17 protein-coding genes are annotated in these 14,319 nt (G+C 68.5%); 7 read left to right on the top strand and 10 right to left on the bottom strand.

Going from position 1 to position 14,319, the window contains the following annotated elements; all coding sequences use genetic code 11:
* Positions 1-80 precede the first annotated feature (80 nt).
* Positions 81-641 carry a nucleoside 2-deoxyribosyltransferase gene (locus AC1RRR_RS23355; protein WP_492816618.1) on the bottom strand — a complete coding sequence of 187 codons (561 nt, stop codon included), beginning with the start codon at positions 639-641 and terminating at the stop codon, positions 81-83.
* A gap of 53 nt (positions 642-694) precedes the next feature.
* Between AC1RRR_RS23355 and AC1RRR_RS23360 the strand changes: the two genes are divergently transcribed.
* On the top strand, positions 695-1,492 hold the full coding sequence (locus AC1RRR_RS23360) for a CAP domain-containing protein (protein ID WP_492816620.1): 798 nt from the start codon (positions 695-697) through the stop codon (positions 1,490-1,492).
* 112 nt (positions 1,493-1,604) lie between these two features.
* Here the strand turns inward: AC1RRR_RS23360 and AC1RRR_RS23365 are convergent, their stop codons facing one another.
* The 4 genes from AC1RRR_RS23365 to ilvC form a co-directional block, all read right to left on the bottom strand.
* Positions 1,605-2,186 (bottom strand): YceI family protein, encoded by a 582-nt coding sequence (locus tag AC1RRR_RS23365; RefSeq protein ID WP_492816622.1) that lies wholly within the window; start codon positions 2,184-2,186, stop codon positions 1,605-1,607.
* 109 nt (positions 2,187-2,295) lie between these two features.
* Positions 2,296-2,772, bottom strand: coding sequence for an SRPBCC family protein (locus AC1RRR_RS23370; protein ID WP_492816624.1), 477 nt, complete (start codon positions 2,770-2,772; stop codon positions 2,296-2,298).
* Positions 2,756-3,115, bottom strand: coding sequence for an ArsR/SmtB family transcription factor (locus AC1RRR_RS23375; protein WP_454759213.1), 360 nt, complete (start codon positions 3,113-3,115; stop codon positions 2,756-2,758). The genes AC1RRR_RS23370 and AC1RRR_RS23375 overlap by 17 nt, the downstream gene beginning before the upstream one ends.
* A 103-nt stretch (positions 3,116-3,218) precedes the next feature.
* The gene (ilvC, locus tag AC1RRR_RS23380) at positions 3,219-4,280 is read right to left on the bottom strand and encodes a ketol-acid reductoisomerase (protein WP_492816626.1); all 1,062 of its coding nucleotides are present in this window, start codon (positions 4,278-4,280) and stop codon (positions 3,219-3,221) included.
* 125 nt (positions 4,281-4,405) lie between these two features.
* Between ilvC and AC1RRR_RS23385 the strand changes: the two genes are divergently transcribed.
* Complete coding sequence (locus AC1RRR_RS23385) at positions 4,406-5,341, top strand: NADPH-dependent FMN reductase family protein (protein ID WP_492816628.1); 936 nt, start codon at positions 4,406-4,408, stop codon at positions 5,339-5,341.
* Here the strand turns inward: AC1RRR_RS23385 and AC1RRR_RS23390 are convergent.
* From AC1RRR_RS23390 to AC1RRR_RS23400, 3 genes are all read right to left on the bottom strand, one after another.
* Entirely contained in the window at positions 5,338-5,730 is a 393-nt protein-coding gene (locus tag AC1RRR_RS23390) for a VOC family protein (RefSeq protein ID WP_492816630.1), read from the bottom strand. The two genes, AC1RRR_RS23385 and AC1RRR_RS23390, sit on opposite strands and share 4 nt — an antisense overlap.
* A gap of 36 nt (positions 5,731-5,766) precedes the next feature.
* Complete coding sequence (locus tag AC1RRR_RS23395; RefSeq protein WP_492816632.1) at positions 5,767-6,156, bottom strand: DoxX family protein; 390 nt, start codon at positions 6,154-6,156, stop codon at positions 5,767-5,769.
* 122 nt (positions 6,157-6,278) lie between these two features.
* Complete coding sequence (locus AC1RRR_RS23400) at positions 6,279-7,256, bottom strand: RcnB family protein (protein WP_492816634.1); 978 nt, start codon at positions 7,254-7,256, stop codon at positions 6,279-6,281.
* Between the two features lie 109 nt (positions 7,257-7,365).
* On the opposite strand from AC1RRR_RS23400, the gene AC1RRR_RS23405 reads away from it, so the two are divergent.
* The 4 genes from AC1RRR_RS23405 (at position 7,366) to AC1RRR_RS23420 (ending at position 10,543) form a co-directional block, all read left to right on the top strand.
* Positions 7,366-7,926, top strand: a complete 561-nt coding sequence (locus AC1RRR_RS23405) for a DUF924 family protein (protein ID WP_492816636.1) — start codon at positions 7,366-7,368, stop codon at positions 7,924-7,926.
* 35 nt (positions 7,927-7,961) lie between these two features.
* Positions 7,962-8,912, top strand: a complete 951-nt coding sequence (locus tag AC1RRR_RS23410; RefSeq protein WP_492816638.1) for a CsgG/HfaB family protein — start codon at positions 7,962-7,964, stop codon at positions 8,910-8,912.
* Between the two features lie 285 nt (positions 8,913-9,197).
* The gene (locus tag AC1RRR_RS23415) at positions 9,198-10,037 is read left to right on the top strand and encodes a thymidylate synthase (RefSeq protein ID WP_492816640.1); all 840 of its coding nucleotides are present in this window, start codon (positions 9,198-9,200) and stop codon (positions 10,035-10,037) included.
* Positions 10,034-10,543, top strand: a complete 510-nt coding sequence (locus AC1RRR_RS23420) for a dihydrofolate reductase (protein WP_492816642.1) — start codon at positions 10,034-10,036, stop codon at positions 10,541-10,543. Before AC1RRR_RS23415 ends, AC1RRR_RS23420 begins: the two co-directional genes overlap by 4 nt.
* A gap of 18 nt (positions 10,544-10,561) precedes the next feature.
* Here the strand turns inward: AC1RRR_RS23420 and AC1RRR_RS23425 are convergent, their stop codons facing one another.
* Positions 10,562-11,044, bottom strand: coding sequence for a hypothetical protein (locus AC1RRR_RS23425; RefSeq protein ID WP_492816644.1), 483 nt, complete (start codon positions 11,042-11,044; stop codon positions 10,562-10,564).
* 176 nt (positions 11,045-11,220) lie between these two features.
* Between AC1RRR_RS23425 and AC1RRR_RS23430 the strand changes: the two genes are divergently transcribed.
* Positions 11,221-13,302 carry a hybrid sensor histidine kinase/response regulator gene (locus AC1RRR_RS23430; RefSeq protein ID WP_492816646.1) on the top strand — a complete coding sequence of 694 codons (2,082 nt, stop codon included), beginning with the start codon at positions 11,221-11,223 and terminating at the stop codon, positions 13,300-13,302.
* Here AC1RRR_RS23430 and AC1RRR_RS23435 read toward each other — a convergent pair.
* Complete coding sequence (locus AC1RRR_RS23435; RefSeq protein WP_492816648.1) at positions 13,284-14,303, bottom strand: hypothetical protein; 1,020 nt, start codon at positions 14,301-14,303, stop codon at positions 13,284-13,286. The two genes, AC1RRR_RS23430 and AC1RRR_RS23435, sit on opposite strands and share 19 nt — an antisense overlap.
* Between the last annotated feature and the right edge of the window lie 16 nt (positions 14,304-14,319).

The following is a 14,319-nucleotide window of genomic DNA, read 5'->3' on the forward strand; positions in this document are numbered from 1 at the left end:
CCCCCCCCGAGGCCGGGCCAGGACAAGTTCCCCCTCCGGCGCTTCGCGCCACCTCCCCCGTCAGGGGGAGGATCTGGGAGCTACTCCGCGTACAGCGCCAGGGCCTGCAAACACAGCTCCAGGCCCGTCAGGTCCCGCAGCGGGTCCTCGGTGACGATCACGAACAGCCGCCGCGCCTCGCCCCACAGCATGACCGTCTCGGGCAGGCCGTAGTCCTCGATCACGCAGCCGTCGCCGTCGCGCCAGATGTGGTTCTCGTCCAGGGTCGCGCCCAGGATGGCGTCGACGCGGGCCACATACTCGACCTGGAGTTCGCTGGTGATGTTCACATAGGCGAAGGTCGGCTTGCCCAGCCCGGCCAGCACCCCGGCCTCGAACACCGCGCCGGTGTCGGCGCTGGGGCCGCGGAAGGGCGTCAGGTTGATCACCGCCGCATCGGCCTGGCGCAATTGCGCCATGCGGCCGGCGTAGAACTGCCGGGCTTCCAGCTCGTCGCTGCCCTCGCCCGGCGCCATGCGGGTCTGGATCAGGGGCTCGAGGCCGGCGTCCAGGCACAGGGCCCGCTGACGCGCCGCCTGGGCTTCGGAATCGGGGAGCCAGACCTCGGGGCCGGCCAGCCATAGGGAACGGACAGGGCGCATGCGTCTTAGGTCTGGTTCCTGACGTCGACTGTCAATGACTTGTCGGAGAGCGAATGAGGCCTATCGCGCGAAGAACTTTCTGGGCTGGCGGTCTTTTCCTCGCCGCGACGCCGGTTCTGGCCGCCCCGCCGCAGCCCTGGATGGCCTATGAGCGCCGTCTGCGCGGCCTGCTGGACGATCCGCCCGGCGGCGACTTCGATCCCGACTTCGAAGAGACCCTGCTGGACCTCACCAACCTGCTCCGTCGCCGCGAGGGCCCCGCCCCTCTGGCCTTCGACGCTGGCCTGACCCGCGCCGCCCGCGCCCATGCCGCTGACATGGCCGTCACTGGCGTCTTCGACCACGTCACGCGCGAGGGGTATTCCGCCGCCGGCCGCGTCGGCCTGCTGGCCCGCGACCTGGTCGGCGCGCCGGGCGAGAATATCGCCATGCGCCTCAACGCCGCCGGCGCGGTGCGGCCCGACCAGATCATGAACCAGTGGCGCACCAGCCCTGGCCACCGCGCCAACCTGCTGCAGCCGGGCTTCACCCATGTGGGCTACGGCGTGCTGCGCCAGGGGCCGCGCGTCATCGCCGTCGGGGCCTATGCCGAGGTCGCCGCCCGCCTGCCCGGCCCCGCGCCGCTGCGCGTCCGATCCGCCGACGAGATCGCCCGCGCCCTGACCAACGCCGCTCCGACCATCCGCCAGTTCTCGGTCTCCGAGCCCGGCGGCGAGGTGCTGACCACGACCTATGTCGAAGGCCGCCCGCCCAGCGTGCTGCCGCCCGGCGCTTGGCAGCTGCGCCCGCACCTGTCTTCGGGCGAGCACCGCTACCAGGTGGCCTGGGGGCCGGTGTTCGTGCTGGGGTGATCCAAAGCTGTCATCCCGGGCGTAGCGCAGCGAAGACCCGGGACCGCAGCAAACTCAGAGCTTCCGGCGGTCCCGGCTCGGCGCGCTTCGCGCTTGGCCGGGATGACAGTTTTTATTGCGCGACCGCCAGGGTCTCGATGCGGATGTTGACCGCGTCGCCGATCACCCCGGCCGCGCCGGCGCTGCCGAAGGCCTTGCGGCTGATCTGGCCGGTGATGGTGAAGCCCGCCTGTTTCTTCTGCTTGTTGGGCGCCGTGCCGATCTTGTTCAGCTTGACGTCCAGCACGGCCGGCTGGGTCACGCCCATAATCGTCAGGTCGCCGGTGACCTTGGCGGTCGTATCGCCGGTCTTTTCGACCTTGGTCGACTTGAAGGTCATGGTCGGGCTCTTGGCGGCGTTCAGCCAGCGCTCGCCCTTGATGTGCTCGTCGCGAGTGGGGTTGGCGGTCAGCAGACTGTCGACGGTGACCGTGGCCTCGACGCGCGACTTCTCGGGCGCGGCCTCGTCCAGCCAGATCGTGCCTTCCGACTTGGCGAAAATGCCGATGATCGAGGTGAAGCCGAAGCGGTCGATCGTGAAGGTGGTCTCGGTGTGGGCCGGGTCCAGGCCGTAGGCGACCTCGGCGGCGAAGGATGGCGCGGCGGCGGTCGAGACGGCGGCGGTGGCGATCAGGGCGGCGAGCAGGTGTTTCATGGAGGTCTCCCCTGTCCCCAAGCGGGACCGGCGCGAACCTTTCCGCGAGCGGCCAGTCCGCGCAAGCCGGAAACGAAGCCCTCGGCAGCGGCCGAGGGCTTCGCGCCCCTCAGGCGGCCAGTTCAGGCAGCAGCGCGTCCAGCTGCTCGAACTGTTCGGGCAGGCCGGCGGCCGAGCCAGTGATGGCCTCGTCGCAGGCCTCCCGGGTGGGATAGAGCTCGCTGAAGGTCAGCAGGGTCTGACCGCCCTGGTCGTCGAAGGTGACCGTGGTGACCGTGATCTCGCCGGCCTCTTCGTTGGTCCAGACGATTTTCGACGGCGGCGTCACCTCAATGTACTTGCCGAAGAAGGCCATCGAATTGGCCGCATCGTGGCCGAACTCCAGGCGATAGCCGCCGCCGGTGCGGACATCCATCTCGCAGGCCCGCAGCGGCACGCCGATCGACTTGGGCACCCACCAGCGCTGGAACAGCTCCGGCTGGCTCCAGGCCTCGAACACGATGCGCGCCGGGCCGTCGAAGACGCGGGTCACGACCAGCTCCAGGTCGGACTTGCGCTCGACCACCGTCTTATTCTTTGCCGACATTCTGAGCTTCCCTCTGTTTCAATTCCTCGACGATCTCGTCCAGCGCGTCGAAGCGCAGGTCCCAGCGGCGGCGGTAGCGTTCGATCCACGCCGCCTCGTCCTCCAGGCCGCCCACGCCGAGCCGGCAGGTGCGCACGCGCCCGACCTTTTCGGTCACCACCAAGCCGGCTTGTTCCAGCACGCTGACGTGCTTCTTCATGCCCGTGAGGGTCATCTGGAACCGCTCGGCCAGGTCGGTGATCGAGGCCTCGCGACGTCCCAGCTGCTCCAGGACGCCACGCCGGGTGGCGTCCGACAGGGCGGCGAAGGAGGCGTCGAGGCGGGCGGCCGATTGCTGAACCATGTGGTTCAGTATGCATTCGCGCCGAGACCGCGCAAGGCCCAAAACGAAAAGCCCCCGGCCTTTGGGGGCCGGGGGCTCAGCGGGATTACTCTGGTACTGAAGCTTAGTTCTTGGCCTGGTCGACCAGCTTGTTCTTGGCGATCCAGGGCATCATGTCGCGCAGGCGACCGCCGACTTCCTCGATCTGGTGCTCGGCCGCGCGGCGACGCGTGGCCTTGAACGAGGGCTGGCCCACTTGGTTTTCCAGCATGAAGTCACGGACGAACTTGCCCGACTGGATGTCTTCCAGCACGCGCTTCATCTCGGCCTTGGTTTCCGGCGTGATGATGCGCGGACCGGTGACGTACTCGCCGTACTCGGCCGTGTTGCTGATCGAGTAGTTCATGTTGGCGATGCCGCCTTCGTACATGAGGTCGACGATCAGCTTCAGCTCGTGCAGGCACTCGAAGTAGGCCATTTCCGGCGCGTAGCCGGCTTCCACCAGCACTTCGAAGCCGGCGCGGACCAGCTCGACGGTGCCGCCGCACAGGACGGCCTGTTCGCCGAACAGGTCGGTCTCGCACTCTTCGCGGAAGTTGGTCTCGATGATGCCCGAGCGGCCGCCGCCGATGGCCGAGGCGTAGGCCAGGCCGAGGTCGAGGGCGTTGCCGGTGGCGTTGTGGTGCACGGCGATCAGGCAGGGCACGCCGCCGCCCTTCTGGTACTCGCCGCGCACGGTGTGACCCGGGCCCTTCGGCGCGACCATCAGGACGTCGATGGTGTCCTTCGGCTCGATCAGGCCGAAGTGGACGTTCAGGCCGTGGGCGAACAGCAGGGCCGCGCCGTCACGGATGTTGGGGGCGATGTCGTTCTTGTAGATCGCGGCCTGATGCTCGTCCGGCGCCAGGATCATGATCAGGTCGGCCCAGGCGGCGGCTTCGGCCACCGTCATGACCTGCAGGCCTTCGCCTTGCGCCTTCTTGGCGGTCGGCGAACCGGCGCGCAGCGCCACGGCTACGTTCTTGATGCCCGAGTCCCGAAGGTTGAGAGCGTGCGCATGACCTTGCGAACCATAGCCTACGATCGCGATCTTCTTGTCCAAGATGCGGGCGATGTCGGCGTCGCGGTCGTAGTAGACGCGCATGTTTTTTCTCCAGGACTGGTCAATCAGGGCCGCTCGACGCAACGGTAGAGCGACAAAGGCCGGGCGTTTGAGCGTTTTTTTGCCGTTTCGTCAAGGCGAAGCCGAAAGAACGTCGAAATGCCAGGAGCCTTCCGGCCACGTTTTAGGCGCTCGTGCGTTCGTACGCCATGCCGACACCCGAAAAGGACGGCCACGAGCCGCCCAAAGCCGCCATTCGCCCGACCGAACACCGCCCGCTGAGGGTGCTGTTGATCGCCGGTTCGCAGCGCCGCCACAACAGCTGCCCGGGCCTGGATTCCAAGGCCCGCGCCCTGATGCTGCGGATGGCTGCGCGCATGCCGCCGGGCTGGCAGGTCGACACCGAGGACCTGGGCAACCAGCACGGCAAGCCCAAGATCCAGGCCTGCAACGCCTGCGTCAGCTCGTCGATGGCGCTGTGTGTCTATCCCTGCAACTGCTACGGCCCGCGCTCGACCAACCAGCCGGACCTGATGTGGGACCTGGACCTCTATGGACGCCTGGCCCGCGCCGACGCCTGGGCGCTGATCGGGCCCACCAACTGGTACGGGCCGACGACCAACTTCAAGCTGATGTTCGACCGCCTGGTCTGCGCGGCCGGCGGCAATCCCCGCCCCGACCTGATCGACAAGAAGGACACCCTGAAGGCCCAGGCGCTTGAGCGCTCGCCCGAGTGGCAGCAGCTGACCAGGAACCACCTGGAGGGCCGCTCGGCCGGCTTCTTCACCTATTGCGACGGCGGGGCCAACGAACTGGGCAAGGACGGCCGGCCCACCCTGGTGCGGGACAAGGAGTGGTTCGATCCGGCCGAGGAGCCCTATGCGGACGAGCGCCTGGCCTATCAGGGCCTGGTCTGGCAGTGCCGCTACAGCGGGATCGAGGTCCCCGACGAGCTGTGGGTGGCGGGCGTCTTCGGCGAGGGCGTGCCCTATGCCGACGACCAGATCGAGGACGCCATGGCCGACGCCAAGGCCCTGAAACCCTTCGACGCCTGGGCCAGCGCCTTCATCCGCCACGTGGAGAAGAAGGGCGTGGTGGCGACCAAGGACGACGAGCGCGCGGCGCTGTCGACGACCAATGTTTAGCCGCGCAGCTCCAGCCCGTTGCCGTCGGGGTCCTTCAGATAGATCGACACCGACAGGCCCGAGGCGCCGTGGCGCTCGCCCTCGTCGCCCAGTTCGACGCCCTTGGCGACCAGCTCGGCCTTGACCGTCTCCAGGTCGAAGCCTTCGATGGCGATGCAGAAGTGGTCCAGGTTGCGGCCTTCGACGCCCGGCGCGGCCCCGCCTTGCTGGCCCAGGACGCCGTCGATCTCGACCAGGTCGATCAGCGAGGCCCCGGCCCGCAGCTGCGTCATGCCGATCCTGTCCTGCCGGCGCTCCAGCGCGCAGCCGATGACGTCCATATAGAACGCCTCGGCCACGGCGCGGTCGCGCACCCGCAGCACCACGTGGTCGATCCCGGCCGGCTTCATGCGTCTGCTCCCTCGTTCGCGTCGATATAGGCGCGGTCAGGCGCGGCGGAAGGGAAACTGGGCGCGCAGGGCCGGGTTGCGCAGCCACAGGCCGCCCCACATGAACAGACCCAGATAGAGCGAGAACAGCTCGTGGCTGAACAGCGGGTTCTCGACCCGCACCTGGGTGGCCATGGCCCCGCCCAGCAGGCCCGTCATCAGCACCGCACCTAGCAGCGACGTGCGCGGGAAGAGATAGAGCGCCAGGAAGGCCAGCTCCATCAGGCCGATCATCAGGACGTAGTCGGCCTTCCAGCCCAGAGCGACCATGGTCTGCGCCGCCACGGGCATGCCCAGCAGCTTGGGCGCGATCGACGCGCCCAGCATGAAGAGGGCGAAAAGGCCGGTCAGCACGCGGCCGGTCCACACCATGGGGGAAGCTTTCATCGGATCTCTCTCCATCCGGCGGCAAGTCCGCCTTTGGACCGAGGACGGCGCAGCTGCGCCGAAGCCGACATCGCGATGAAAGAAAAAACGGGCGGGCCTCGAAAGAGACCCGCCCGCTGCAATTACCAGAAGAGGTCGTAGTAGACGCTCAGGACCTGGCCGCTCCAGATGTCGACCAGGATGGCGTCGTCGCCGACCCGGACCCACTCGCAGCCGATCGGCGGCAGCGGCAGGCCGTACGCGCCCCAGTTCAGATAGTACGAGCTGCCGTACCAGCCGCCCGGCAGATAGTCGCCGAACGACCAGCTGCGCACATACCAGCCGCGCGGATAGCGGTAGGCCGGGGCGCGGTAGCGCTGGCTCGAGCGGAAGCTCGGGCGGTAGTGGTTGCGGTCGTACTGCGAACGGCCCCGGTCGCGATCACGGTACTGGCCTTGGCCGGGACGACGGTCGTTGCGGTCCCAGCCGCCGCGATTGTCGTTGCGGTCATTGCGATCCCAGCCGCCCGGACGATTGTCGTTCCGGTCGTTGCGGTCCCAACCACCGGGACGGTTGTCGTTGCCCCGATCCGGACGATTGTCGTTGCCGCGCCCACGATTGTCGTCGCGGTTCCAGCCGCCCGGACGGTTGTCGTTGCGGTTCCAGCCGCTGCCGTTGTTCTGCGGCTGTTGCTGGGGTTGCGGCTGAGCCTGGGGCTGCTGCGGTTGCGGCTGTTGCTGCGGACGCTCGCCGCGGTTCCAGTCCGGACGGCCGCCGCGATCGCCGCGGTTGTCGCCCCGATCACCTCGGTTCTCGCCGCGGTTCCAGCCGCCGCCGTTGTTCTGCTGCTGTTGAGGCTGAGGCTGGGCCTGGACCTGCGGACGTTCGCCGCCGCCCCGGTTCCAACCGCCGCCGCCGCGATCACCGCCACGGTCACCACCGCCGCGATCACCGCGTTCAACCCGGCCGCCGCCGTCCCCGCGATCGCCGCGCGGGCCGCCGTCGCGCTGTTCGCGCTGCGCCAGTTGCTGTTGAGCGACCACCGCCCCGGCGGCGCCGGCCTGCGCCGCCGCACCGCCCAGCAAGGAAAGCAGCATGGCGGTCGTGATCAGACGTTTCATTTCGTGCTCCGAAGGGCCTTGAAGCAAAGCCCGGGCTTGTCCCTTGATAGCACTCTCGGACTCGCCCGATGAACCGGGCTTGAACAGACAGAACGCGTGAGGGCCTTCGATGAGCGCGCACTACAACGATGTCGTCGCTTTCTGGCGTGGAGCGGGGCCCAAGAAGTGGTTCGCCAAGGACTCCGCCTTCGACCAGGCCATCATCCTGAAGTTCGAACAGACCCACTACCGCGCCACCATGCGCCGCTACGACAGCTGGGCGCAGACGGCGCTGGGCTCGCTGGCCTTGCTGATCCTGCTGGACCAGTTCCCGCGCAACATGTTCCGCAACACCCCGCACGCCTTCGCCAGCGACCCGCTGGCGCGGATGTTCGCCCGCGAGGCCATCGCCGCCGGCCACGACACCGACCCGACCATCGAGGCGGACCTGCGGCCGTTCTTCTACCTGCCGTTCGAGCACTCGGAATCGCTGGTCGACCAGGAGTTCAGCGTCGAGCTGTTCGCCGCCCTCCAGGCCGACACCGGCGACGAGGAGTCGATGAAGTACGCCCTCATCCATCGCGATATCATCGCCCGGTTTGGTCGCTTCCCCCATCGGAATCCGGGTCTTGGTCGCATAACCACCGACGCCGAGCGCGAATTCCTCGACGAAGGCGGCTTCGCTGGATAGCCGCCCTCCCTGCAAAATTCGCAGGGAAAAGATTCATGAAAACGCTCAACCGGGTGCTGGCGACCAGCATCGCGCTCGTCGTCCTGACGCCCCACGCCGCCTTCGCCCAGGCCAAGCCCAGCAAGGCGCAGAAGATGCAGGTCCAGGCCTCGTCGGAAGTGCCGCACTGCACGCGCAAGATGGGCACGCTGTCGATCGTCGACGGCGATGATCCGCGCGGCTGGACCCAGTACAACCTGGCCTCGCCGCAGAAGGTGCTGCGGGCCATCGTCCAGCGCTCGGGCTGCTTCAACCTGGTCGACCGGGGCGCGGGGCTAGGCGCGGCCGAGAAGGAGCGCGCCATCGGCGGCAATCTTGGCCTGCAGCGCGGCTCCAATGTCGGCCAGGGCCAGGTCAAGGCCGCCGACTACGTGCTGGTGGCCGAGGTCCAGGGCGGCGACAGCAACAGCAGCGGCGCGGCGGCGGGCATCGCCGGGGCCCTGATCGGCGGCCGCGCCGGCGCGCTGATCGGCGGCATCAAGACCAAGAAGGTCGAGGCCAACACCCAGCTGTCGCTGACCAATGTCCGCACCACCGAGACCATGTCGGTGCAGGAAGGCTACGCCGTGAAGAACGACGTCAGCTGGGGCGCGGGCGGCGGCGGGCTGGCCTGGGGCGGCGTCGTGGGCGGCGGCTACGAGGACACCGACATCGGCCGCATCGTCACCCTGGCCTTCATCAACGCCTATTCGAAGATGGTCACGGACCTGGGCGTCCTGGGCGACGCGCCGGCCGCCGCCGCCGCCGCGCCGCAGAAGACCTTCACGACGCTACGCGCGACCAACCTCCGCGCCGCCCCCGCCGCCAACGGCAAGCTGGTCCGCGCGTTGGACCCGGGCATGAACGTCTATCCGACCGGGAACAAGCAGGACGCCTGGTGGGAAGTGGCCGATGAGAACGACAATGTCGGCTGGGTGCTGAACACGGCGCTGCAACCAGCGAAGTGATATCCGTACGGGCCCAATACGTGGGCCCGTACATCTAGAGATTTTGAAGATTTTCCGCTTGGTGAAACTCGAATCTCTGCGGTTGCCGAGAATCGCACGACAAAACGCTCATCCACAGAAGCTGTGGGTAACTCTGTTCATGTTCAGACGTTATCCACAGGTCCTGTTTATATGCGGTGAGTCGGCGACTCGTATTCGTTAAGCGTCGTGTACTGCGTTAAGTACATTGTCGCGCGTGTCCGCGAGACGCTGCAAACCGCACAGGTCAGATAGGCCGGTGCGCAAATGAATATCCACGCTGTTCCGAAAACTCGCATCGATACGACCCATCCAGAATGGCAGTATCTGGAGCTCCTTCAGGATATTTTGGATAACGGCGTGCAGCGTGGCGACCGCACGGGCACCGGCACGCTGGGCGTGTTCGGCCGGCAGATCCGCTTCGACCTGGCCAAGGGCTTCCCGGTCCTGACGACCAAGAAACTGCACCTGCGCTCGATCTTCATCGAGCTGCTGTGGTTCCTGAAGGGCGACACCAACATCGCCTATCTCAAGGACAACGGTGTGCGCATCTGGGACGAGTGGGCCGACGAGAACGGCGACCTCGGCCCCGTCTACGGCAAGCAATGGCGCTCGTGGGCCACGCCCGACGGCCGGGTGATCGACCAGATCAGCAATCTCGTCGAGAACCTGAAGACCAACCCCAACAGCCGCCGCCACATCGTCACGGCCTGGAACCCGGCCGATGTCGACGACATGGCCCTGCCGCCCTGCCACTGCCTGTTCCAGTTCTTCGTCGCCGACGGCAAGCTGTCCTGCCAGCTCTACCAGCGCAGCGCGGACGTGTTCCTGGGCGTGCCGTTCAACATCGCGTCCTACGCCCTGCTGACCCTGATGGTCGCCAAGGTCGTCGGCCTGGAGCCGGGCGAGTTCGTCCACACCTTCGGCGACGCGCACCTCTATCTGAACCACCTGGACCAGGCCCGCGAGCAGCTGACCCGCGAGCCCTTCGATTTCCCGACGCTGAAGATCGCCGACAAGCGCGACCTGTTCGCCTTCGACTACGAGGACTTCACGCTGGAAGGCTACCAGGCCCACCCGCACATCAAGGCCGAGGTCTCGGTTTGATCGGACTCAGCATCGTCGTCGCCCGCGCGGCCAACGGCGTGATCGGTCGTGACGGCGACCTGCCCTGGCGGCTGAAGTCGGACCTGGCGCTGTTCAAGGCCAACACCCTGGGCAAGCCCATCATCATGGGCCGCAAGACCTGGGACAGCCTGCCGCGCAAGCCCCTGCCCGGCCGGACCAATATCGTGCTGTCGCGCGACCAGAGCTTCGAGCCCCAGAACGCGGTGGCCTGCGAGACCTGGATGGAAGCCGTCGAGATCGCCAAGGAACAGGCCTCTGACGACGGGGCCGAGGAGGTCTGCGTGATCGGCGGCCGGGCGCTGTTCGAGCTGGCCCTGCCCAAGGCCAAGCGGCTGTACCTGACCGAGGTCGCCGCCGAGGTCGACGGCGACGTGCATTTCCCGGACTTCGACGAGAGCGCCTGGACCGAGGTCCGGCGCGAGGAACACCCGGCCGGCGAAGGCGACGACCACGCCTTCACCTTCCGGGTTCTGGAGCGACGCTGAGGCGTCAGCCCGGCCTGATTACGACTTCCAGGGCCACTTGATCCCACGCTTGCGTGGGGCCGGGCGCTCCTGCGGCGCCGGAGCGGCTTCGGGCGCCGAGACCTGAGGATTCTTCTCCAGATTGGCCAGCTTGCGGGTCTTCAGGGGCTTGCCCGTGCAGGCCTGGAAGACGACCTCGACCTCGCCGCCCTTGCCGACCTGCGGCATGGCGTATTTGGCCGGGCCGATCCGCTGGGCGGTGACCGTGGTGTCGCCCTTGTCAGTCTTGCCCCAGGCGATCCGCACATGGCTGGCGGTGTCGCCAAAGCGCTTCTGAAGGTCGCGGTCGAAGGTCTTGTGGACCGCCGCGTCGACGACCGGCTGCCACTGCTCGGTCTTCATCGCCGGGCAGCTGGCCCGCGTCGGCATCGCTTCCGACTTCGACCACGGCATCGAGGGCACGGCCGCGCAGCCCGTCAGCATCACCCCCGCCGCCGCGACCGCCATAACAGATACCCGCATACCCAGAATCCCTTGTCCGTATTTCGCCCCACGCTCACCGCGAAATCGTGGCGGGCGCAAGGCCTGACGCGCGCTGACCCGCGCCAATTTGACGCTGCCGCGATTAACCGGCGGCAGTCGCCTGCGCGCGCATTCTGGCCTTCCCAGTGTGGGTGGCCCAATACGGGTGAACAGACGTGAAGCGTAGCACCGAGCCTCTTCTACAGGACGGCCAGACCCTGAGGATCGCGGGCCTGCTCGCGGCCTTCGTGGGGTCGATGGCCTACAGCCTGTTCCTGGCCGGCGCGACCAAGAACCTGCCGTCGATCTGGACCGCCAACGCCGTGCTGATCGCCGGCCTGTTGACCCTAACGGGCCGGGCGCGCTGGATCCTGCTGATCCTGGCCGCCTTGGCCGACGTCGCCGTCGAGCTGGTCGCCGGAGTCGACGTATCGTTCATCCTGGTCGTCGCGCCGCAGGATATCCTGCAGGTGGCGATCACGGCCTGGGGCCTGCACCGCCTGCGACTGACCAACCACATGCGCAGCCCGTGGGGCCTGGCGCGGATCACCGGCGTGGCCACGGTGTTCATCGTCGCCCTGTCGATGATCACCACCGCGACCCTGGCCGTCTCGCAAGGCCGCCCGGCCCTGGACGGCTGGGCCGACTGGATCATGCCCAATGTGCTGGGCCTGATCCTGGCCATGCCGACCACGATCATCCTGATGGATCGCCGCCACAAGCCGCTGTTCGCGGCTTCGGCCTGGCAACTGACGGTGCTGACCCTGCTGGTGGCGCTGACCGCCGTGGCGATCTTCACCTGGGAACCGGCGCTGCAGGCCCTGCTGTTCGCCCCCGCCATGCTGGCCGTGTTCCGGGGCGGACCGCGCGCGGCGGCCATCGTCGTCATCGCCTCGCTGGCCGCCTCGATCCCGGCCGTGCTGCACCGGACGGGCGTCGATCCGGCCGTGGCGCTGTCGCCGCTGCGCCACGTGCTGATCTTCCACGCCATGCTGTTCGCCGTCTGCCTGATGGCGGCCATGATCCTGGAGCGGCAGAAGCGCCTTCAGGCCCTGATGGCCCGCGGCCGCGACATCGCCCGCGCCGCCCAGGCCAGCGCCCAGGCCGCCAACAAGGCCAAGTCCGAGTTCCTGGCCACGATCAGCCACGAGATCCGCACCCCGCTGAACAGCATCCTGGGCTTCGCCGATCTGGTCGCCGACGATCCGGGCCTGTCGCCCGACAGCCGCCGCCGCGTCGACCTGATCGGCCGCTCGGGCCGCTCGCTGGTCGAGATCATCAACGACCTGCTGGACTTCTCGAAGCTGGAAGCCGGCCGGATGGAGCTGGCCCCCGAGCCACTGTCGCCGGCCCTGGTGCTGCGCGACGCCATGGCCATCGCCGCCCCGGCGGCCGAGGCCAAGAGCCTGGACCTGCGGGTCGAGGTGCTCGGCGACGAAGCCGCCCTCTTCAGCCTGGACGAGACCCGCCTGCGCCAGGTGCTGCTGAACCTGGTCTCCAACGCCATCAAGTTCACCCGCGACGGCGCGGTCACCGCCCGCCTGGACCTGGCTGGCGCGCCGGGCCGCGCCCGCTTCGAGGTCACCGACACCGGCATCGGCATCGCACCCGAGGTGCAGGCCCGCCTGTTCCAGCGCTTCACCCAGGCCGACAGCTCGATCAGCCGAGGCTTTGGCGGCACGGGCCTGGGCCTGGCCATCAGCAAGGCGCTGGTCACCCGCATGGGCGGCGAGATCGGCGTCGAGAGCGCGCCGGGCCGCGGCTCATGCTTCTGGGTCGACCTGCCCGTCGAGGCGGCGCAGGCCCTGCCCGTCGCCGAGATCGCCCTGCCCGAGGCGAGCAACACGCGCGGCGCGCGGGTGCTGCTGGTCGACGATCATCCGGTCAATCGTGAGCTGGGCCACGCCCTGCTGGTCCTGGGCGGCCACGAGGTGGTCACCGCCGAGGGCGGGGCCGAGGCCGTCGCCCTGGCGCACGAAGAGGCCTTCGACCTGATCCTGATGGACGTCCACATGCCCGACATGGACGGCCTGGCCGCCACCCGCGCCATCCGCGCCATGAGCGGTCCCGCCCGCGAGACGCCGATCCTGGCGCTCAGCGCCGACGCCATGCCCGAGCAGGTCGCCCGCTGCCTGGCCGCCGGCATGGACGGCCACGTGGCCAAGCCGATCGTCCGGGATGCGCTGCTGGCGGCGGTGGCCCGCTTCACCGCCCAGCCGGTCGAAACCGTCCGGGCGGCTCAGTCGTCGGTGAAGTAGTCGGCGATCGCCGCGTCGACGGTCTCCAGCTCGAACTTCGGCGAGGCGGCGCGCTCCAGGGCCCGGCGGATCTGCCAGGCGCTGCGGCCCACGTGCACGCCCATGCCGCGCAGCTCGGCGACGATGACCTCGCGGGTGGCTTCGTCGACCGACTTGTTGTTCTCCAGCCGCGCCTGGTCCAGCCGCCAGCCGAAGAAGGCGTCGGGCGTCAGCTCGACCACCGCCCCCGGCGCGGGCAGCCACTCGTAGATCGCGCTCTGCTGGTCGACGGCGTGGTCTACATAGTTGGCCAGGCAGTTGCGGTAACGGCGGGCGGCGTCGCGGATGGCGGCCACCGTCTCCAGCGGCCGTAGACGCTCGGTGCCCGGATGGGGCGGCGGCGGCAGTTCGCGGCGGAAGTCCTCGGCGACCAAAGCAAACAAGGCCTTGGGCGTGGGGACGTGGCCCCAGGCCGCGATCCGCTGGGCCAGCAGGTCCGGCGTCAGGCGCTTGGTCAGCACCGCGTGGGCTTCGGCCAACAGCGCGGCCTGGGCCGGGGTGACGCGCAGGGCGACGCCGCCGATCTCACGCAGATCCTTGGGCAAGGCCGTCAGCGCGCGGACCAGGTCCGGCGTGATGGCCTCGGCGTGGCGCAGGGTCTTGGCCGGCGCGGGGTCGACCAGCAGATGGACCAGCGCGCGATAGTCCTCGGGCGCCCAGGCGATCTCGCCCAGGTGTTCGAGCGCCCGGCGCAGACCCTCGGGGGCGACGTCCTCCAGCGCCAGGCGGATGGCCTTGCGCATCGGCAGGTCCATCAGGCGGGTGACGTCGATCGGCGGACCGCCGAGAGGCTCGGCGGCCAGCATCAGGCAGATCAGGTGACGGCGCGCGGCCGTCGCGGTGACGAACGGCGCGTGGGGCGCGGGCCACAGGGCGGCCAACACCTCGGCATAGGGCGGCGCGATCAGGCGCAGCAGGGGCGAGGCGACCAGGGTCGAACTCGCGAGAGACTGGACGGTCATCTAAGAGCTCCGGCGG

The organism is Caulobacter sp. GW821-FHT12D05, from assembly GCF_058807295.1.

Excerpts from the sequence above, each read along its gene's own strand:
- AC1RRR_RS23355 (WP_492816618.1), bottom strand. The coding sequence starts at position 641 with ATGCGCCCTGTCCGTTCCCTATGGCTGGCCGGCCCCGAGGTCTGGCTC.
- AC1RRR_RS23360 (WP_492816620.1), top strand. The coding sequence starts at position 695 with ATGAGGCCTATCGCGCGAAGAACTTTCTGGGCTGGCGGTCTTTTCCTC.
- AC1RRR_RS23365 (WP_492816622.1), bottom strand. The coding sequence starts at position 2,186 with ATGAAACACCTGCTCGCCGCCCTGATCGCCACCGCCGCCGTCTCGACC.
- AC1RRR_RS23370 (WP_492816624.1), bottom strand. The coding sequence starts at position 2,772 with ATGTCGGCAAAGAATAAGACGGTGGTCGAGCGCAAGTCCGACCTGGAG.
- AC1RRR_RS23375 (WP_454759213.1), bottom strand. The coding sequence starts at position 3,115 with ATGGTTCAGCAATCGGCCGCCCGCCTCGACGCCTCCTTCGCCGCCCTG.
- AC1RRR_RS23385 (WP_492816628.1), top strand. The coding sequence starts at position 4,406 with ATGCCGACACCCGAAAAGGACGGCCACGAGCCGCCCAAAGCCGCCATT.
- AC1RRR_RS23390 (WP_492816630.1), bottom strand. The coding sequence starts at position 5,730 with ATGAAGCCGGCCGGGATCGACCACGTGGTGCTGCGGGTGCGCGACCGC.
- AC1RRR_RS23395 (WP_492816632.1), bottom strand. The coding sequence starts at position 6,156 with ATGAAAGCTTCCCCCATGGTGTGGACCGGCCGCGTGCTGACCGGCCTT.
- AC1RRR_RS23400 (WP_492816634.1), bottom strand. The coding sequence starts at position 7,256 with ATGAAACGTCTGATCACGACCGCCATGCTGCTTTCCTTGCTGGGCGGT.
- AC1RRR_RS23405 (WP_492816636.1), top strand. The coding sequence starts at position 7,366 with ATGAGCGCGCACTACAACGATGTCGTCGCTTTCTGGCGTGGAGCGGGG.
- AC1RRR_RS23410 (WP_492816638.1), top strand. The coding sequence starts at position 7,962 with ATGAAAACGCTCAACCGGGTGCTGGCGACCAGCATCGCGCTCGTCGTC.
- AC1RRR_RS23415 (WP_492816640.1), top strand. The coding sequence starts at position 9,198 with ATGAATATCCACGCTGTTCCGAAAACTCGCATCGATACGACCCATCCA.
- AC1RRR_RS23425 (WP_492816644.1), bottom strand. The coding sequence starts at position 11,044 with ATGCGGGTATCTGTTATGGCGGTCGCGGCGGCGGGGGTGATGCTGACG.
- AC1RRR_RS23435 (WP_492816648.1), bottom strand. The coding sequence starts at position 14,303 with ATGACCGTCCAGTCTCTCGCGAGTTCGACCCTGGTCGCCTCGCCCCTG.